Below are 18760 nucleotides of genomic sequence, written 5' to 3' on the forward strand. Positions count from 1 at the left end.
CTCACTGTAATTCCTCATTTATAATCACATCAAGTGATTGGCTTTTGCCCTTCGTAATCTGAATGTTGTTTGTAATTCCCTGTAACTCGCCTGCTTGTGGCATCACATTTTCGTCAATGGATATTCTGGCGGTTACGTTTACTTGCTGCGCACTGCTTAAGTTCATATTGGCAATCATAGCATCACTGTCACTTAGTTCTACTTGCGTAGGTAAATCCCCCAGGGGCATTCGTTTTACCGCCAAAGGCACTTTACTGGTGCTGTTGGCATTTTGTGCGAAAACAATTAAATATGCATTTGCTGGCAAGATTTCATTCAATTTGACGTCTAACTCAATATTTACAACTAAGCGACTAGCGCCACCATTTTCAAGTTTATGAATAGCTTCTTTTGGCCCAAAATCTAAGCCTAATAGCGACAATTCATTTGTAATTGATTGATAAAATTGGCTGTTTGGGTCAAGTTCGTCTTTAATAACTTCAAAATGCTGCTGGGCCAATGCCACATCTTGTAGCTTTATTGCAATGGTGGTAAATAACAAACGATAATTTCTATTACTAGCATCTTTGCTTATCAAGTAATCCATTTGCCTTACAGCGGTTTGTAAATCATCTTCGGAGCCTGCTAGCATTAGTGCTTCAGAATACTTAAATCTAAGCGTATCATTACTTGCGTCAAGGTTTACCGCTTTTTCATAAGCAGCCACACTTTCGTCTAAACGCCCAATAGCTGAATTCACGAGCGCAAGAGTGCTCCAACCGCTAATATCTTGTGGGTTGTCGCGTAAATTATCTCGAATTGATAAGGCCAATACAGCAAAGTCATCGGGAGTCAAACCTTGACCTCCCGTTTGCTGCATTCTTTCGCGTAAGGCAACTACATCAACTTTCGCCTTGGTATAAGCGTTAAGCCCTGATAATTGATGCGCATGATAATAAACCCACACCCCTGCGATAATTGCAGGAATACTGAGTAAAATAAGTACCGGCGTTGCAAATTGTCGTTTAGCCGAGTGTTCAATAGGGCTTTCATCAACTAAGGCGAGTTTTAATTCTCTTATGGCTATTTGCTTATCTTTTTTATCAATTAAACCTTCTTCAACTTCCCGCTCGAGTTCATCAATACGTTGCTTTATTACATTAGCGTTCGAAACTTCTGCACTAAGTCGTTTTTGTGTTCTGATCCAAGGGTAAACAACAAATAATCCCGCCAGCAGCAACAATGCCCCTGCCAATAAATAAAATTCACTCACTTACTCGTCCTTTAATAACTGCTCGGCGCGGGCCAATTTTTCATTAATATTGTCGTCTGTTTGCACGTTTCTTTTGCGAAGAAAAAACGTAAGCATAATACATACAAAAAGAACGGGAATTAGCCAAAGCCAAATAGTCGCAGCATTCACAGGTGGTTTATAATATACAAAATCACCATACCGCTGTTTCATCCACTCTATTACCTCTTGTTGGCTGCTCCCCTGCTGCATAAGCTCGTACACTTTTCGGCGCATATCATGAGAAATAGGCGCGTTGGAATCTGCTATATTTTGGTTTTGGCATTTGGGGCAACGCAGTGAGGCAGTCAGTTCCAAAAATTCTTTTCGCTTTGCAGGGTCTGCAAATACATAATTTTCAGCATATTCTTGCTTAACTTCGCTATGCTCAATATTCGTTTCTTGCGCATTAGCCAAATTCGCACCTAATAAGCCACTTAAGCACATCATGCTAAACACCCAAACTACTAATCGTTTACTCATTCACAGTAGCCCCATTAGTATTCGTAAGCTTAGGTGATAATGCTTGATTTAAGGCTTCAATCTGAGTTGCCAATGCAGGGTCTAACGACGCTAATACTGGCGCGAACTTTTGGCGCCATATACGCGGGTTAATATCCCCTAGATGATGCACTCGAATAACCCCTTGGGTATCAACAAGAAATGTTTCAGGTGCGCCAGTCACGCCTAAATCTAGCGATGTATTTCGATAAACGTCAAAAATATTATAGGCAAAAGGATTGCCGTATTTGCCCGTCATTTGCGCAACTTCGGTACGCACCCTACTTATTGTTTTTGAGCCGAAATCAGGATCAATATCTTGATCATAATACAGCCCCACTACGCGCAAACCCTCTTGCGATAACGAAGTTAAATATGGCAGCTCTATTGCACAAGTAACGCACCACACTCCCCACACGTTCACTAAGGTAACTTGCTCAGAAAACAGGGCATTAGTGTGTATTTTTTGAGTATCATTTAAATCGGGTAATTCAAATGCAGGGAAAGGTTTTGCGAGCACTTCAGAGTCTCTTTGAGTTGGATCTGAATATAAACCTTTAAACAAAAATATACATAAGCCCAGAAATAGAACAAGGGGCACTAAAAATAAAACTAAACGATTCATTGAGCACTCTCTTTTATGCGTTGCGCACCTAAAGCGCCAGTATTTTCTTGTTCATTGTGTATTGAATTAGCACTTGCGGTAAATCCATTTTTTAATTTTGCTATTTTCTTTATTCGGTAGCGTTTATCACTAATAGAGAATATACCGCCTAAGCACATAATAAAGGCCCCTCCCCATATCCAAACCACAAACGGTTTGTAATATAAACGAATTGCCCAAGCGTCGCCATCAAGAGGTTCGCCCATGGCAACGAATAAGTCACGCGTAAAGGTAGTGTGAATACCCGCTTCAGTCATTCCCATTCTCTGTACTGTGTAAATACGCTTCTCGGGCTCTAAATGGCTCACTAACTCGCCATTTTTGTACACATCAAAAATACCTCTATCACCTATATAATTAGGTCCATCAACAGATTTAACGCCACTGAACTTAACATCATAAGACGCTATTTTAACACTCTGTCCGGGTGACATTTTAACATCGCGTTCAAGCTCATAATTGCTTACCAAGGTTATGCCTATTAAACTTACCGCAAAACCAAGATGACCCAGAATCATTCCCCAGTGGCTTGGCGTTAATCGCCTAAGCGACCTAAAAAAGGCTTCATCTTTCGTACTGGAATCTACTCTTTGTTTAACTTCTAATACAGAGCTTATGATTATCCAAAAACTCATTACCATGCCTAATACGCCCATATAGGTAGGCTGGTCATAAGTGAAATTTACTAAAATACCTGCTGAAAGCGCCAATATGAACGCCAGCACCAATTGATTTCGAAGCGCTTCTGGCTTTTGTGATTTCCAACGTGTCAACGGGCCAATTCCCAGAAATAATACAAAGGGTACGATTAACAGCGTAAACATCTGATTAAAAAATGGTGCGCCAATAGAAATACTGCCTAAGCCAAGCTCTTTATGTACTAGCGGAAATAAGGTACCAAGTAACACAACAATACATGCAGAGCACAGAAGCACGTTGTTTCCCATTAACATCATTTCGCGTGAAAACGTATTATAGCGCCCTACACTTTTTAATTGCTGTGCGCGCAAGGCATATAGCAATAGCGAACCACCAATAACAATAACTAGTAGACCTAATATAAATAGTCCACGAGAAGGGTCACTTGCAAATGAATGGACCGATACCAAAACACCCGAGCGAACTAAAAATGTACCTAGTAAGCTTAAAGAAAACGCTGCAATGGCTAATAAAACAGTCCAAGACTTGAATACCTTGCGTTTTTCAGTAACGGCCAAACTGTGCATTAATGCGGTTCCTACCAACCAAGGCATAAATGAGGCATTTTCAACGGGATCCCAAAACCACCAGCCGCCCCAACCCAGTTCGTAATATGCCCACCAACTACCTAGTGCAATACCTACCGTTAAAAAGCTCCAGGCGGCTATTGTCCAAGGGCGTGACCATCTCGCCCACGTTGAATCTAACTGCCCACCTATTAATGCGGCAATAGCAAACGCAAAGGCAACTGAAAACCCCACATAACCCATATACAGCATAGGCGGGTGAATTATCATACCAAAATCTTGCAGCAAGGGATTTAGGTCACGTCCGTCTACTGGAAAAAAAGGAAGCATACTATCAAAAGGGTTTGAGGTAATGAGCATAAACAGGTAAAACGAAATACTCACCATGCCTAAAACAGACAATACGCGAGCCAACATAACTAAAGGTATACCCTTCGAAAATAAGGCTACAGCCACAGTCCAAACAGCAAATATAAGTACCCAAAGTAAAAATGAGCCTTCATGACCGCCCCATACAGCCGTCATTTTGTAATACCAAGGGAGTTGGCTATTAGAGTTTTGCGCCACGTAGTTTACGCTGAAGTTGTCAGTCATAAATGCGTGGGTTAAACAAATATAAGCTATTAGGGTGAATACAAATAGCGCCAAAGTAAGCGGCCTAGCCATGCGCATTAAGGCAACATTATTCGTTTGTGCGCCCCATAAGGGATATACCGCAAGCAAAATAGACAGTACTAGTGCAATAACTAGGGTAATATTGCCAATTTCTGGGATCATTAGTAACTATTCTCCGAAGGTGGGACGTGTTTAATACCTTTCATTTTTTCGGCTAATTCTGGTGGCATATATTCTTCGTCATGCTTAGCTAATACTTCATGAGCAATAATGCGTGTAGGAGCCTCTAATACGCCTGTGGCAACAATTCCCTGCCCCTCTCTGAATAGGTCAGGCAATATACCGGAAAAGTTAACGGTTACAACAGGGCCGGTATCCATCAAATCAAAACTCACGGCTAAGGTTTCGTCATCACGTTGTACACTGTTTGGCACTACCATACCGCCAATGCGAATACGCTGTCCGACTACAGGTTTTTGCCCTGTTTTATCTTTGCCATTTACAATTTCACTAGGTGTATAAAATGCATCTATATTGTCACCTAAGCTATTTATCATAATGCCAACTGCTGCCGCTATTAGTATGAGTATACTGCTAACCGCAAATAGACGTTGTTTTCTTCTAGGGTTCATACTTTTTCTCGACTAAATTTTAAATTTTTTGCTACGAGCGCTAGTTGCTTTGCGCTTCTAATTTAGCTGCTTTTTTGGCCGCACGCGCCTGCATAATTTTATTTACGCGCTCACGTTGTTTTTCAGCTTGTTTAATAATGCTTTTACGTTCAATTATGCTAACAATTAGGCACAAGGCCATTACAGTGATACTGACACCATAACTTAACCATACGAATAAACCACGACCGCCCATATCCCAAAAAGCTTTCATGTTGTTAAATTTGAAACCTTGGGCAACAACATAAGTGAAAGCTAATACGCTAATTAGACAAATAAAGACCCACATCAACTTAGAAACAATAGGCTTTGAGTGTAAAGTTTCTTGCTCCAAGGTTTTCGCTACCCAAGGGCGGTGAGAATCTTGCTTTATTAACTCATTTTTTAAGCGAATTAAGCTTATCGTACCAATATAGCCAGCCATACCCAACATGCCAATCAGTAAGGGGAAAAGCATTTCAGAGGGCATTGAAGGCTTATCTAATTTACTAATGGTGGCGGTTTGATGCAGAGTATTCCACCAATCCACTGAGAATTTGATAATAGGAATATTAACCACTCCCACCATGGCCATTATAGCGGCAGCTTTTGAGCCTTGTTGTTTATCATCAAAGGAAACATAAAGTGCAATAACACCTAAATATAAAAACAACAAAATTAACTGAGAAGTTAATCTTGCGTCCCAAATCCAGTATGTTCCCCACGTAGGCTTGCCCCACACTGCACCGGTAAACAATGAAACAAAAGTGATAACCGCCCCAACTGGCGCTATTGCGATCATAGTCATTAACGCGCTTCGCCACTGCCACACCATTCCTACGAATGCCGCAATAGCCATAGCAACATAGGCACTCAGTGATAGTGTTGAGGTAGGTACGTGAATATAAATAATGCGATACACATCAAATTGCTGATAATCAGTTGGAGAAAAGGCTAAGCCCCAAATAAACCCTACGGGTAACGCAATGCATAGCGCTCCAATAAAGTAAGGGAGTAAAGTATTACATGCGCCATAAGCTTTTTCTGGTTGCGCATACGAATGTAACCATTTCCACATTAGTTTTGACTCACTTTTAAAGAATATGCAATTACCGCAGGTGCCACGGCTAGGGCCAATAGGAGTATTGATGACATAATACCAATTTGAAAGCCGAAAGGTAAATTCATTGCAGCAGAATCTATTGTTGAAGTGGCAAAAATTAGTAACGGAATAAAAAGAGGGATTAATAATAAGGCGAGTAATACCCCCGAGCGCTGCAGGCCAACGGTTAAGGCAACACCTATTGCACCAATTAAGCTAATAGTTGGAGTGCCAACTAAAAGAGTAATAACAAGGGCAAGGTACATGTTTAAGCTCATATTCAAGAACAACGCTAACAACGGTGACAATATTAGTAAGGGCACAATATGCACTAGCCAATGATTAACAACTTTAACTAACACAATTAAATACAAGGGAAGTGGTGAAATAATCAATTGCTCTAAGCTGCCATCAGCAAAATCGTCTCTAAATAAGCGTTCTAAGCCCATAAGTAACGACAATATTGCTGCTACCCAAATAATAGCGCCGCTAACAAGTTGGAGGGTTTGAGGTGAAGGGCCTATTGCCAAGGGAAACAGGGTCACTACCATTAAGAAAAACATTAAGGGCTGCATTAATTCAGCGCGCTGGCGGTAAGCAATTGAAAAATCTCGTTTTGCCACCGCTAGTATGGCTCTGCGCATGCTCACCATTACCAGTTATACTCCATTTGTACCGTTCTAACATGATCTTGAATACTAAGGGCTTGGTGGGAGGTCATTAGAACCGCACCGCCACTATTAATAAAAGATAACATTTGTTGTTCAAGCATGTTTACCAAACCAACATCAAGCGCTGTAAAAGGTTCATCCAAAACCCATAGTTTCGCACTTTTGTGAAGCCATAGTTTTGCCAATGCTACTCTGCGCTGTTGACCTGCAGATAAACTCTTTACAGGAACATCATCAAGCCCAATTAATCCTAGATTATCTAAGGTCTCAAGAATAAATTGATTTTTGTTTTGATAGGCGCACATTTGATTAAAAAACTGAAGGTTTTCTATTGGTGTTAATAATGCATTTAAACCGAGTTTATGACCTATATATAATACTTGCTGTAAAGCGTGATTTGGCTCTGCGTGAACGTCAATGTTGTTTATTGCCACACTACCAGAAATAGGGGCGCTTAAGCCCACTAAAATGCGCAGTAGACTTGTTTTACCCGCGCCGTTTTCACCTTTAAGCAACACCAACTCACCACTTTTAATCGACAAATCAAAGTCTTGAAACAAGATCCTGTCTTGCTTTTCACAGCATATTTGTTTAGCAATTAACACGGTGGAAGTCAGTGCTCATGTGATTGAAAATTCAAGGGATACTAGCATATAAATTAGCGTAATTGCAGTAAAAGAGATGCAATTATAGTGTCTTGACCAAGCAATCATAAAGGTATTTGATTCAGCGCAATTAGAGGAAGCTCATTTTTGGCCGATACCATAGAATAACGCAGCATTTGTGAAAATAATGCTTACATAAAACTTACTTATACGGATGATATGTCTGACTTAAAAGCCGACAACCTAAATTCGCTGACCAAAATAGTAGAGACTCCTCGCTCAGCTTATGCAGAGAAGAGCCTTGATGAGCGCGCCCTGCCTACGCCTCAAGGAAAAGCTCTAGCCTTGACGGTAGTTTCAGTCAATCATGCGGATGTAGTTTTAAAAGCCCCCAACTCCAAGCAAGCAATAACGGTGAGTAAAGATGCTATATTAGGGCTTGATTCACAGCAATCGTTAAAAGCCGGTGATAAACTGATTTTGCTGAGTTCTACTGCAAAATCACTTAATTTTCATATTGAGCAAAGCCAAAGCATGCACGTGAAGCAGATGTCGGCTCCCTTAATTCAAAGTTTATCGAAACATTGGCCCGACATATCCATTAGCACCCTTAAAAAAGCCTTACCAAATTTGCTATCGCAAGTGTCATTACCTACCACGTCTCCTCTTAGTAGTAAGCTACTATCATCAATAGTGGATATTGCGCAAAAGACCGGTGAACCTATATTCTCAGCAACGCTAAATGCCAAAGTAAGCGCACTTACGAGTAACAATATAACACTCTCGTTAACCATTGCGCATATGAGTAAAACGAGTCAATTAAGCTTGCCTATGCCACTTGAATTACAAGGTAAAGTGCATACCGACGACACAGTAAAGCTGACATTAGACGCAAATATGACGAAAGGGGCTATCAAAAGCCTGAGTGTGAATAATGATATATCACTACCACAAAGTGCCTTGCGAAGTATTAACCAATATTTACATCAACGCCCCGCGAGTATAAAGCCCATATTAAATAATGTATTTTTGCATGAACAAATTAACAAGCCTCAAAACGCTACTGTACTTGATACAAGCTCCACAACGTTAAATAAGCTAGGAAAAGATATTTCAAGTAAATTGCTGGGGCAATTGTCGCCAAGTATGTTGGAAGAGGCGAAAATAGCAATTTCGGCATCGCCAACAATTAACAAGGGCCAGGCAAGTTCGAATGCCAATCAGCTACAAATAATGCTATTAGCAAAGCCCGTTATATTAAATATAGAGCGCACGAGTTTAGAAAAGCTACCTGAGCTTAAATTAAATACTAATGGTAAAAGCAGTCAATTTAGCCCAAGCGGCCAAATTCATCCAAATAGTAAAGTAAGCAACACTAAAGAAACGATTACTAATTTACTGCAAACAAAATTTGTTAGTAATATAGGGCAAGACCAAGTTGGTGAACTAAAAATAAAGCTAGCTAATGAGCTAAACCAAAGCTTAGCGCGAAGTTCAAGTGTAAGCGAGGGCATGTTTGGCGTAACAAAAATACTCGACAAAATAACAACAAGTGGCAGTCCTGACCTAAAAGCGTTTATCAAGAGCATTGCCGTGAGCCAACACCCTGACGAAGCCAAGGCCAATAAATCAGACGTTCTTACCGATTCAGACTTACGAAAGCAGTCGAATATTTCAGTTGACGATTTAAAACAAATATTTAATACCGCCGCTTTACCCGATGTTTCCATACTCAAAACTCCCAATGTTCAGGGAGCAGTGCCTTCAGGGTCATTTTTAAACGGTTTGGTAACCATGCTCCAAGCAAGTTTGTTGGCTAAACTTGCAAACCAACAACCTCAGTTAGCAAATCAGATAAATGCGTTACTTCCCACCTTAGCAAAAGCAGTTGCCCCTAAACAGGGGCAACAAAATGTAAAGACTTTACAAGAACTACATAGAAGAGATCCAAATTCAGAACTTATTTCACAGGTCAATAAAGTGCTTAGCAACCATACTCTGCATAAACTAAGTGGCTCTGAAAGTACTCTTCAAGGCCAAGATACTTTTTACTACGCTTTGCCAAATATGTTTTCGCCACAAGCTAAAGATACTGAAATACTCATTAAACGAGAGCAGCAAGGCGAAAGCGGCAAAGATGAAGGTGAATCGCAAACCCACTGGCAACTGTCATTAAAACTAGATGTGGGTAATCAAGGCCAGGCCTTAGCGAAAGTGAAACTTATTGAAGAGAAGCTCGATTTACATATTTACGCGTCAAATGAAGCCTTAAAAACTAACATAGTGAATATGCTGCCACATTTAGAAAAGCGGCTGGAACACTTGGGCTTGCGGATGAACCACAAATGCTTTTTAGGCAAAATACCTGAGACCTTACACAAAACTAACTTCCAAATGGTTCAAGCTTATGTCTAATAATTCGAATTCACATGATAACAAACAACAAGCTATTGCGCTTAAGTATGAGCAAGAAAAAGCGCCAACTGTTGTAGCCAAAGGACATGGCGACATTGCAGAACAAATGCTAGCCTTAGCCAAGCAACATGACGTGCTTATTCACCAAGATGAAGAACTAAGTGCCATGCTTTCACACCTAGATTTAGGACAAGAAATCCCAGATAGCCTATACCATGTTATCGCTGAGCTCATTGCCTTTAGCTATGTTTTACAGGGTAAGTTTCCAGATTCATGGAAGAATGTTCATAGCAAAATCGATCATAAGACCTAATTTTTTATCAAGGAGACAAAAGTGGGCTCATATTGTTCACTTCGCATCTACAGTTTCAGCGCCTTAAACAAAAAAACCGCATCTATTGCTAGATGCGGGTATTCCCTAAATAAAGGGAAGGCTATTGAAAAGGCGCTAACGCTAAACAATAGCAGTGCTACAAATTAAAAACTTTGATAGCTAAAAAAAGCTACATTAGATTACGCTTCTACAGGCGCTTCTTCTTCGCCTTCAGGCTTAACTGTTTTACTTAGTAAAAGTTCGTTGCGTATACGTGATTCAATTTCAGCCGCCATTTCAGTATGTTCTTTTAAATACTTAACAACGTTTGCCTTACCTTGGCCTATTCTATTACCGCTGTAGCTATACCAAGCACCTGCTTTTTCAACAAACTTGAGCTTAACACCTAAGTCAATTAGCTCCGCTTCTTTGCTAATCCCTTCACCGTACATAATTTGGAATTCAGCTTGTTTGAACGGTGGCGCCACTTTATTTTTAACCACTTTTACTCGGGTTTCATTACCGACTACTTCATCGCCATCTTTAATCGCACCAATGCGGCGAATATCTAAACGAACAGAAGAGTAGAATTTAAGTGCGTTACCACCTGTAGTTGTTTCTGGGTTGCCAAACATTACGCCAATTTTCATACGAATCTGGTTAATGAATATAACCAAAGTATTTGAACGTTTGATGTTACCAGTAAGTTTACGCAATGCTTGCGACATTAAACGTGCCTGCAAACCAACATGCGAGTCACCCATGTCACCTTCTATTTCGGCTTTCGGGGTTAATGCGGCTACTGAATCCACAATAACTACATCTACTGCTGCAGAACGTACCAGCATGTCACAAATTTCAAGCGCTTGTTCACCGGTATCAGGTTGTGATACCAACAAGTCATTAATGTTTACACCTAGTTTTTCAGCATAAACTGGGTCCAGAGCATGCTCTGCATCAACGAAAGCACAAGTTTTACCTTTCTTTTGTGCTTCTGCAATAACTTGTAACGTTAAGGTAGTTTTACCCGACGATTCTGGGCCATAAATTTCAACTACTCGGCCGCAAGGTAAACCCCCTATGCCTAAAGCAATGTCTATACTTAATGAACCTGTAGAAATAGATTCGATATCCATTGCTTGGTTATCACCTAAACGCATAATTGCGCCTTTACCAAATTGCTTTTCAATTTGACCTAATGCGGCATTTAGTGCTTGATTCTTTTTATCACTCACAACAGATATCCTTTTAATTGACGTACTGACTACGTTATTGCTAGAAAATAAGATTTCACTACAAACTTTATTTAAGCGTATTAAACAAGAGCATGTAATCATTTATATCGCAAGTATACTGTATAACAATACAGTTGCAATCATTTATTTTAAAATAATTTTAAGCTACTGATTAATATAACTTTAAACCACTATAAAACGTTCGAATACTTTTATTTGAGGGCTTGTACTTAATGCTTCATACAGTATAAATCGCGAATATAAAGACTAACAAAGTATCGCTATATTAATAACTTGCACATTCGATCAGTTTTTCTAAACCAACTGCAATAGCTTGTTCACGCACTAGCTCGCGATCACCTGAAAATCTGCGAAAGCAGGTTATTGTTTTTGTTTTAGTGGCCACCGCGAACCAAACTAAGCCCACCGGTTTGGTATCGGTACCGCCTGTAGGCCCAGCTATGCCACTAATGCTTAGAGCCAAATCAGCCGTGCTTTTTTTGCGAGCCCCTTGCGCCATTTCAGTGACCACTTCTTCAGAAACTGCGCCAAATGACATTAAGGTATCTGGGCGAACGCCAACTTCAGTGTGCTTAGCATCGTTAGAATAAGTAACCCACGCTTTATTAAACCACTGCGAAGAACCCGGCACATGTGTAATGGCATGCGCCACACCACCACCCGTACACGACTCAACAGTAGTCACAGTGAGCTGATGCGCTAATAAGATATCGCCAAGTTGTTTTGAAAGTAGGAACTTACGGTCACTAGAAAAGTTAATCACGAATACGTCTTTTTAGTTGGGCTTAATTCCAATAGAATACATGCAAATATAGCGCAACTAAAGACGTGCTCACTAAATCAACGTTTATTCGGTTTTACCGCTTAACACCATAAGAAAAATAACTTTTACACTATGTCTAAAAAACCCACACACACACCAATGATGGCGCAATACCTCGCCATTAAAGCTGAGCATCCAAATATCCTTTTGTTTTATAGAATGGGGGATTTTTACGAATTATTTTTTGATGATGCAAAAAACGCAGCCGCGCTACTGAATATATCTTTAACCGCTCGCGGTAAAAGTAATGACGAGCCTATTCCAATGGCTGGCGTGCCCTACCATGCTGCAGAAAACTATTTGGCAAAATTAGTCAAAATGGGCCAATCAGTGGCTATTTGCGAACAAATTGGTGATCCCGCCACTTCAAAAGGCCCTGTTGAAAGAAAGGTTGTTCGTATAGTTACGCCTGGTACCGTAACCGATGAAGCATTGCTTGATGAGCGAAATGAAGCCATATTAGCGGGCGTTTATAAACAAAAAGAAGCTTTTGGATTAGCTTATATTGAATTGTCATCTGGTCGTTTCGCTATTATTGACTGTGCAACAGAGCAAGCCCTTAGCGCAGCTCTTTCACGCATTCGCCCTAGCGAACTACTCTATCCAGAGAATTGCTCGTTTATGCATTTACTGACGCCATATTCAGGTAAGCAAAAACGCCCTATTTGGGATTTTGATAAAGAAACTGCGCTCACTAAGTTAAATCAGCAATTCTCTACCATTAATTTAGATGGATTTGGCATTGATTCAAACGCATTAGGCATTCAAAGCGCTGGCTGTATACTGCAATACTTAAATGAAACTCAGCGCACCACCTTAAGCCATATTAATTGTATATCTCAAGATACCGCTCATAACCATTTATTAATGGATGCGGCAACACAGCAAAACTTAGAACTTACTAAGAATTTACGTGGTGGGCGCGAAAATACCTTACTCAGCGCAATAGACACAACCTTAACCAGCATGGGTTCACGGCTGCTGCAACGATACTTGCATGCCCCTAGTAGGCAAGCCGCAGAAATTAACCATCGTCACAACATCATCAACGCACTGTTAAATTACGATAACAACAATATAGGCGAGTGTTTAAAGTCGATTGGGGATTTAGAACGAATATTAGGACGAGTTGCGCTGAGAAGTGCTCGCCCTCGAGATTTCGCACGTTTATCTCTTGCGCTTAACACCCTCCCCGCACTTCAATGTATATTAGAAGAGATATATCAAGATTCAGAAAACGTTGATTTCAAAGGCGATATCCGCATTTTTCAAAACAATATCCGCCAATATGATGAGCTTAACGATTTATTATTAACCGCGATTATTGATAACCCGCCGGTAGTGCTGCGTGATGGCGGTGTTATTAAGCCAGGTTATAGTGAAGAGTTAGATGAATTAAGAGACTTAGCAGATGGTGCCACTGACTTTCTTCGCCAATTAGAGCAGCGTGAGCGTGAACTTACCGGAATAGCAACATTAAAGGTCAATTATAACAAAGTGCATGGCTTTTACATTGAAGTTAGCCGAGCTAATTCTCAGCAGGTGCCAGCTCACTATATAAGAAGGCAAACACTAAAGAACAACGAACGCTACATTATTCCAGAACTCAAAGAGCATGAAGATAAAGTGCTAAGTAGCCAAGGCCGTGCGCTTGCGCTTGAAAAGAAACTCTTTGATGAGTTATTTGATATTATTATGCCTGTGCTAAATGACTTAATGCTAAGCGCTTCATACATTGCCAAGCTTGATGTACTCAATTGTTTTTGCGAACGCGCGCAAAATTTAGACCTCTGCCAGCCCACTTTAAGCAGCAACAGTAAACTTAAACTTGAAAACGGCCGGCATTTAGTGGTTGAGCAAGTAATGAAGTCTCCCTTTATTGCAAACCCTTTATACTTAGATTCAAAACTGCGCATGTTAATGATAACGGGTCCAAACATGGGCGGAAAATCAACGTATATGCGCCAAACGGCACTGATCGTGATACTAAGTTACATTGGCAGTTTTGTCCCAGCAACCAGCGCTACAATAGGTCCTATTGATCAAATATTTACGCGAATAGGAGCTGCCGATGATTTAGCATCGGGAAGATCAACCTTCATGGTAGAAATGACCGAAACCGCCAACATCATGCACAATGCGACTTCCAATAGTTTAGTGCTTATGGATGAGATAGGCCGAGGTACCAGCACCTATGACGGCTTGTCTTTAGCATGGGCTTGTGCACAGCAATTAGCAGAAAAAACGCTTTGTTTCACCTTGTTCGCCACGCATTATGCAGAATTGACCGAGCTTTCTGAGCAGTTTAATTCAGTCGAAAACGTGCATCTAACGGTGCTTGAACATAACGATGATATTAAGTTTATGCATAAACTGGAAAAAGGTGCCGCTAGCGGTAGCTTTGGTTTGCAAGTTGCTAAGTTAGCTGGTGTACCACAGCCAATCATACATTTGGCTAAGCAAAAGATGGCGCAGCTAGAAACACTCGCCACACAGTCTTCCTATGAAAATAATCCACACAATGAAGATGCGCAATCAGCCAAAAGTGAGCAACTAAGTATGGACTTGCCCGGTCCTCATTGGTTGGAACAAGCTATCAATGCTATTGATTTAGACGCACTAACGCCTCGCGAAGCACAAGCGGTTCTTTATCAACTGAAACAGCAAATTGATCGCTCAGGTGATTTTTAGATTTACTCAACAGGGTAAAACTAGGTATAATATTCTTCCAACAAAGGCGGTATTCTTGCCGCCTTATTTGTGCATTGAATATAGTGTTAAAATTAGTGCGCTTACTTCTCAATAAACGGCATCATTTATGGCCTTTAATGAGCAGTTGTACTAATCATTTTCATGTACGTCAAACTAACTCTGAATGCTAGGAACAAGATGACAAATTATATTTTCGTCACCGGTGGCGTTGTTTCATCACTAGGAAAAGGCATTGCTGCTGCATCGTTAGCTGCAATTTTAGAAGCGCGTGGTTTAAACGTAACCATGCTTAAACTAGACCCTTATATCAACGTAGACCCAGGCACCATGAGCCCAATTCAGCACGGTGAAGTATTTGTTACCGATGACGGCGCTGAAACAGATCTAGATTTAGGTCACTACGAGCGCTTTATACGCACCCGCATGAGTAAGCGTAACAATTTCACTACCGGCCGTGTTTACGAGGAAGTGATTAAACGTGAACGCCGCGGGGACTATTTAGGCGCAACTATTCAGGTAATCCCTCATATTACGAATGAAATTAAGCGCCGCGTTGTTGCCGGAGCCGAAGGTTTCGATGTAGCCATTGTTGAAATTGGCGGCACCGTAGGTGATATTGAATCCCAACCTTTTATTGAAGCAATACGCCAACTAGGAACTGAACTAGGCCGTGAGCACACAATGTTTATGCACCTAACACTTGTGCCATTTTTAGCCGCGTCTGGTGAGGTAAAAACAAAGCCAACTCAACATTCAGTAAAAGAATTACGTTCAGTGGGAATTCAGCCTGACATACTCGTATGCCGCTCAGAAGTCCCATTACCTGCAAATGAGCGCAGTAAAATTGCATTATTTACCAATGTAAATGAAAAAGCAGTTATATCTTTACGCGATGCTGATAGCATATATCGTATTCCGGCGGCTTTAAAAGCACAAGGCATGGACGAGCTAGTGGTAAAACGCTTTGGTTTTGATTGTCCTGAAGCTGATTTAACCGAGTGGGAGCAAGTTCTCTATTCTGAATCAAACCCTGTAGGTGAAATTAACGTAGGCATGATTGGTAAATATGTTGAATTACCCGATGCCTATAAATCGGTAAACGAAGCCTTAAAACATGCTGGCTTAAAAAATCGTTTAACGGTCAATATTTGCTACGTAGATTCCCAAGATGTTGAAACAAAAGGTTCGCACATACTAAATAACCTAGATGCCATATTAGTGCCTGGCGGATTTGGTGAGCGCGGCATTGAAGGTAAAATTGCCGCAGCTAAATATGCGCGCGAGAACGATGTTCCTTATTTAGGGATATGCTTAGGAATGCAAGTGGCCTATATTGAATTTGCGCGTAACGTAGCCGGAATGGAAAATGCGAACAGTACTGAGTTTGACCCACACACTGAATTTCCTGTAGTTGGCCTAATCACAGAATGGTTAGATGCCGATGGCAGTAAAGAGATCCGAGATGTTTCTACCGATTTAGGTGGTACTATGCGTCTTGGTAGTCAATTATGTCATTTACTATCTGGTTCAAAAGTCGCTGAGGCATACGGCGCAACGGAAATACACGAACGTCATCGTCATAGATACGAAGTAAATAATAATTTGCGCGACAAGATAGAAAAAGCAGGGTTAAAAGTAAGTGGGTTATCTACCGATAAGCGCTTGGTTGAAGTAATTGAATTACAAGACCATCCGTTTTTTGTAGCCGGCCAATTTCACCCAGAATTTAATTCTACACCGCGTGACGGCCACCCCCTGTTTACAGATTTTATAGCTGCTGCAGGCGTGTATAAGAAAGAAAACCACTAATTTATTTTATAAGTAGAAGGAAAACCAATGGCCAAGATTAGCCGAATTGTTGGACGTGAAATATTAGATTCTAGAGGTAACCCTACCGTAGAAGCTGACGTGTATTTAGAATGTGGTGCCATGGGACGCGCAGCCGCGCCATCAGGAGCATCAACCGGTTCACGCGAAGCACTAGAATTGCGAGACGGTGACAAAGCGCGTTATTTAGGCAAAGGCGTACTAAAAGCAGTGAGTGCGATTAACGATAAAATAGCCGGTGCAGTAATTGGTTTAGAAGCGCAAGACCAAGCGAATGTAGATCAAGTAATGATTGACCTAGATGGCACAGAAAATAAAGAAGTGCTTGGTGCTAACGCTATATTGGCTGTGTCTTTAGCCGTAGCTAAAGCTCAAGCAATTAGTGTAGGTAAGCCTTTGTATGCTCACATTGCCGACATAAATGGCACGCCAGGTGAATATTCTATGCCTGTACCTATGATGAACATCATTAACGGCGGCGAACACGCTGACAACAACGTTGATATTCAAGAATTTATGGTACAGCCAGTAGGCGCTAAGAACTTTTCAGAAGCGCTACGTATGGGTGCTGAAATTTTCCACAGCTTGAAAAAAGTACTTAATGCAAAAGGTTTGAACACAGCCGTTGGTGATGAAGGTGGTTTTGCGCCAAACTTAACATCAAATGCTGAAGCACTTTCAGTAATCGTACAAGCAGTAGAAAGTGCCGGTTACAAAATGAATGATGACGTAACACTAGCGCTTGATTGTGCGGCATCTGAATTTTACAAAGACGGTAAGTACGTATTAAGCGGCGAAGATAAATCATTTGATTCAAATGGATTTAGTGATTACTTAGCTGACTTAACAGCACAATACCCCATTGCATCTATTGAAGATGGTTTAGACGAAAGTGATTGGGACGGTTGGGCTTACTTAACTAAAATTTTAGGTGATAAAGCGCAATTAGTAGGTGATGACTTATTCGTAACCAATACTAAAATTCTTAAGCGCGGCATTGATAACGGTGTTGGTAACAGCATCCTAATCAAATTTAACCAAATTGGTTCATTAACCGAAACCTTAAATGCAATTAAAATGGCAAAAGCAGCTGGCTTTACTGTTGTTATTTCTCACCGCTCTGGCGAAACAGAAGATGCCACGATTGCTGATTTAGCAGTAGGTACAGCGGCAGGACAAATTAAAACAGGTTCTTTATGCCGCTCTGATCGCGTTGCTAAGTACAACCAACTGCTTCGTATTGAAGGCGAGTTAGAAGGTAAAATTGCTTATAAAGGCAGAAGCGAAATTAAAGGTCAGTAATTAATACGGTCCTACAAAGCCCTTACTTTTTCGCAAAGTGAGGGCTTTTTCATTTGTACAATCTTATCTTGTTGCTAGAGCGAAGCTTGAAACAATGGTAATATTCAGCCTTTCGAACACACTCTGCCTTTTAACATTAGTGAAGCGACGTTAACTTTGACGGCTAACAATAACAATCAACAAACCGATATATTCTATTTATCGACTAAATACCCACATTTTGCGGAGCTTAGTAACGCTTTGTATGAACGCGAATTGCAGGTATTGGCAAATAGTTCTATTACCGATCCGGTGTTGTTGAAAAGAAAGTTAAAAGGACTATCGCATCATATTAAAAATGCAGCAAAGCATTTGCTTGATGGCACCTCGCCCATAGCCGTGGATGTACACAATGGCAGCTGGCAAGCCAAGCAAAGTGCTAAGTGCCCCTTGAGCTCCCAAACCCCTGATAGAACTTTGCAATGGTATACCCAAGTTGCCAAGCAAGGCGCAGTAGTGCCTGTGTACGTTGAATCTTTAGGTGAGCAACACATTGAATTAGATTGTATTGATATTACCGCCAGTGATCGCCTGCATGTGAACAAATTTGGCTGGTTTTCGAAATCGGGAGAATATTTTGATATTGTGCCTAAGCAATCTAAATACTTACTCCTAAAACCCACTAAAAGTATTATGGCAGCGGCATGTGGCGGCCATAGATGGACGGCAAAAGGCCGTTCTATACCACGCGCTTTGTCATTGCGTGAATTACTCTTATCTACAGAAATAGATTGGAAAGCATTTAAATAGCCCCATATATTGAGAATAT

The 18760-nt window shown here is 40.8% G+C and carries 16 protein-coding genes and 1 pseudogene; 6 read left to right on the plus strand and 11 right to left on the minus strand.

Annotated features, from left to right (window positions below; genetic code table 11):
• Position 1: 1 nt before the first annotated feature.
• The 9 genes and pseudogenes from ccmI to ccmA form a co-directional block, all read right to left on the minus strand.
• Positions 2-1252, minus strand: a complete 1251-nt coding sequence (ccmI, locus tag ACOI22_RS06045) for a c-type cytochrome biogenesis protein CcmI (RefSeq protein WP_420671112.1) — start codon at positions 1250-1252, stop codon at positions 2-4.
• Positions 1253-1753, minus strand: a complete 501-nt coding sequence (locus tag ACOI22_RS06050) for a cytochrome c-type biogenesis protein (RefSeq protein WP_420671113.1) — start codon at positions 1751-1753, stop codon at positions 1253-1255. It abuts the gene before it with no gap.
• Positions 1746-2396: a redoxin family protein gene (locus ACOI22_RS06055; RefSeq protein WP_420671114.1), complete on the minus strand. Its 651-nt coding sequence runs from the start codon at positions 2394-2396 to the stop codon at positions 1746-1748. The genes ACOI22_RS06050 and ACOI22_RS06055 overlap by 8 nt, the downstream gene beginning before the upstream one ends.
• Positions 2393-4438 carry a heme lyase CcmF/NrfE family subunit gene (locus ACOI22_RS06060; protein WP_420671115.1) on the minus strand — a complete coding sequence of 682 codons (2046 nt, stop codon included), beginning with the start codon at positions 4436-4438 and terminating at the stop codon, positions 2393-2395. Before ACOI22_RS06060 ends, ACOI22_RS06055 begins: the two co-directional genes overlap by 4 nt.
• On the minus strand, positions 4438-4908 hold the full coding sequence (ccmE, locus tag ACOI22_RS06065) for a cytochrome c maturation protein CcmE (RefSeq protein ID WP_420671116.1): 471 nt from the start codon (positions 4906-4908) through the stop codon (positions 4438-4440). Before ccmE ends, ACOI22_RS06060 begins: the two co-directional genes overlap by 1 nt.
• A 40-nt stretch (positions 4909-4948) precedes the next feature.
• A complete protein-coding gene (gene ccmD, locus ACOI22_RS06070) occupies positions 4949-5236 on the minus strand; it encodes a heme exporter protein CcmD (protein ID WP_420672325.1) in 288 nt (95 codons plus the stop codon).
• A gap of 30 nt (positions 5237-5266) precedes the next feature.
• Positions 5267-6004 (minus strand): annotated as a pseudogene (locus ACOI22_RS06075) (heme ABC transporter permease); the annotation flags it as partial.
• Positions 6004-6672: a heme exporter protein CcmB gene (ccmB, locus tag ACOI22_RS06080; protein ID WP_420671117.1), complete on the minus strand. Its 669-nt coding sequence runs from the start codon at positions 6670-6672 to the stop codon at positions 6004-6006. The pseudogene ACOI22_RS06075 and the gene ccmB, both read right to left, overlap by 1 nt.
• Positions 6673-6680: 8 nt before the next feature.
• Positions 6681-7304, minus strand: coding sequence for a cytochrome c biogenesis heme-transporting ATPase CcmA (gene ccmA / locus ACOI22_RS06085; protein WP_420671118.1), 624 nt, complete (start codon positions 7302-7304; stop codon positions 6681-6683).
• 219 nt (positions 7305-7523) lie between these two features.
• Here ccmA and ACOI22_RS06090 point away from each other — a divergent pair, with 219 nt between their 5' ends.
• Positions 7524-9719 (plus strand): hypothetical protein, encoded by a 2196-nt coding sequence (locus ACOI22_RS06090; protein WP_420671119.1) that lies wholly within the window; start codon positions 7524-7526, stop codon positions 9717-9719.
• A complete protein-coding gene (locus tag ACOI22_RS06095; protein WP_420671120.1) occupies positions 9712-10032 on the plus strand; it encodes an EscU/YscU/HrcU family type III secretion system export apparatus switch protein in 321 nt (106 codons plus the stop codon). The genes ACOI22_RS06090 and ACOI22_RS06095 overlap by 8 nt, the downstream gene beginning before the upstream one ends.
• A 200-nt stretch (positions 10033-10232) precedes the next feature.
• Here ACOI22_RS06095 and recA read toward each other — a convergent pair whose 3' ends face one another.
• Positions 10233-11267 carry a recombinase RecA gene (gene recA / locus ACOI22_RS06100; RefSeq protein ID WP_420671121.1) on the minus strand — a complete coding sequence of 345 codons (1035 nt, stop codon included), beginning with the start codon at positions 11265-11267 and terminating at the stop codon, positions 10233-10235.
• A gap of 286 nt (positions 11268-11553) precedes the next feature.
• Entirely contained in the window at positions 11554-12051 is a 498-nt protein-coding gene (locus tag ACOI22_RS06105) for a CinA family protein (protein ID WP_420671122.1), read from the minus strand.
• A 159-nt stretch (positions 12052-12210) separates the two neighbouring features.
• On the opposite strand from ACOI22_RS06105, the gene mutS reads away from it, so the two are divergent.
• From mutS to ACOI22_RS06125, 4 genes are all read left to right on the plus strand, one after another.
• Entirely contained in the window at positions 12211-14802 is a 2592-nt protein-coding gene (gene mutS / locus ACOI22_RS06110; RefSeq protein ID WP_420672326.1) for a DNA mismatch repair protein MutS, read from the plus strand.
• 198 nt (positions 14803-15000) lie between these two features.
• On the plus strand, positions 15001-16632 hold the full coding sequence (locus tag ACOI22_RS06115) for a CTP synthase (RefSeq protein ID WP_420671123.1): 1632 nt from the start codon (positions 15001-15003) through the stop codon (positions 16630-16632).
• 27 nt (positions 16633-16659) lie between these two features.
• Positions 16660-17952, plus strand: a complete 1293-nt coding sequence (gene eno, locus ACOI22_RS06120; RefSeq protein WP_420671124.1) for a phosphopyruvate hydratase — start codon at positions 16660-16662, stop codon at positions 17950-17952.
• 156 nt (positions 17953-18108) lie between these two features.
• Positions 18109-18741 carry a hypothetical protein gene (locus tag ACOI22_RS06125; protein ID WP_420671126.1) on the plus strand — a complete coding sequence of 211 codons (633 nt, stop codon included), beginning with the start codon at positions 18109-18111 and terminating at the stop codon, positions 18739-18741.
• Positions 18742-18760: the final 19 nt, after the last annotated feature.

Origin of the sequence: Glaciecola sp. 2405UD65-10 (genome assembly GCF_048820975.1) — a bacterium.
Classification (GTDB): Bacteria; Pseudomonadota; Gammaproteobacteria; order Enterobacterales; family Alteromonadaceae; genus Glaciecola.

Excerpts from the sequence above, each read along its gene's own strand:
- ACOI22_RS06050 (WP_420671113.1), bottom strand. The coding sequence starts at position 1,753 with ATGAGTAAACGATTAGTAGTTTGGGTGTTTAGCATGATGTGCTTAAGT.
- ACOI22_RS06055 (WP_420671114.1), bottom strand. The coding sequence starts at position 2,396 with ATGAATCGTTTAGTTTTATTTTTAGTGCCCCTTGTTCTATTTCTGGGC.
- ACOI22_RS06060 (WP_420671115.1), bottom strand. The coding sequence starts at position 4,438 with ATGATCCCAGAAATTGGCAATATTACCCTAGTTATTGCACTAGTACTG.
- ccmE (WP_420671116.1), bottom strand. The coding sequence starts at position 4,908 with ATGAACCCTAGAAGAAAACAACGTCTATTTGCGGTTAGCAGTATACTC.
- ccmD (WP_420672325.1), bottom strand. The coding sequence starts at position 5,236 with ATGTGGGTCTTTATTTGTCTAATTAGCGTATTAGCTTTCACTTATGTT.
- ccmB (WP_420671117.1), bottom strand. The coding sequence starts at position 6,672 with ATGCGCAGAGCCATACTAGCGGTGGCAAAACGAGATTTTTCAATTGCT.
- ACOI22_RS06090 (WP_420671119.1), top strand. The coding sequence starts at position 7,524 with ATGTCTGACTTAAAAGCCGACAACCTAAATTCGCTGACCAAAATAGTA.
- ACOI22_RS06095 (WP_420671120.1), top strand. The coding sequence starts at position 9,712 with ATGTCTAATAATTCGAATTCACATGATAACAAACAACAAGCTATTGCG.
- mutS (WP_420672326.1), top strand. The coding sequence starts at position 12,211 with ATGATGGCGCAATACCTCGCCATTAAAGCTGAGCATCCAAATATCCTT.
- ACOI22_RS06115 (WP_420671123.1), top strand. The coding sequence starts at position 15,001 with ATGACAAATTATATTTTCGTCACCGGTGGCGTTGTTTCATCACTAGGA.
- eno (WP_420671124.1), top strand. The coding sequence starts at position 16,660 with ATGGCCAAGATTAGCCGAATTGTTGGACGTGAAATATTAGATTCTAGA.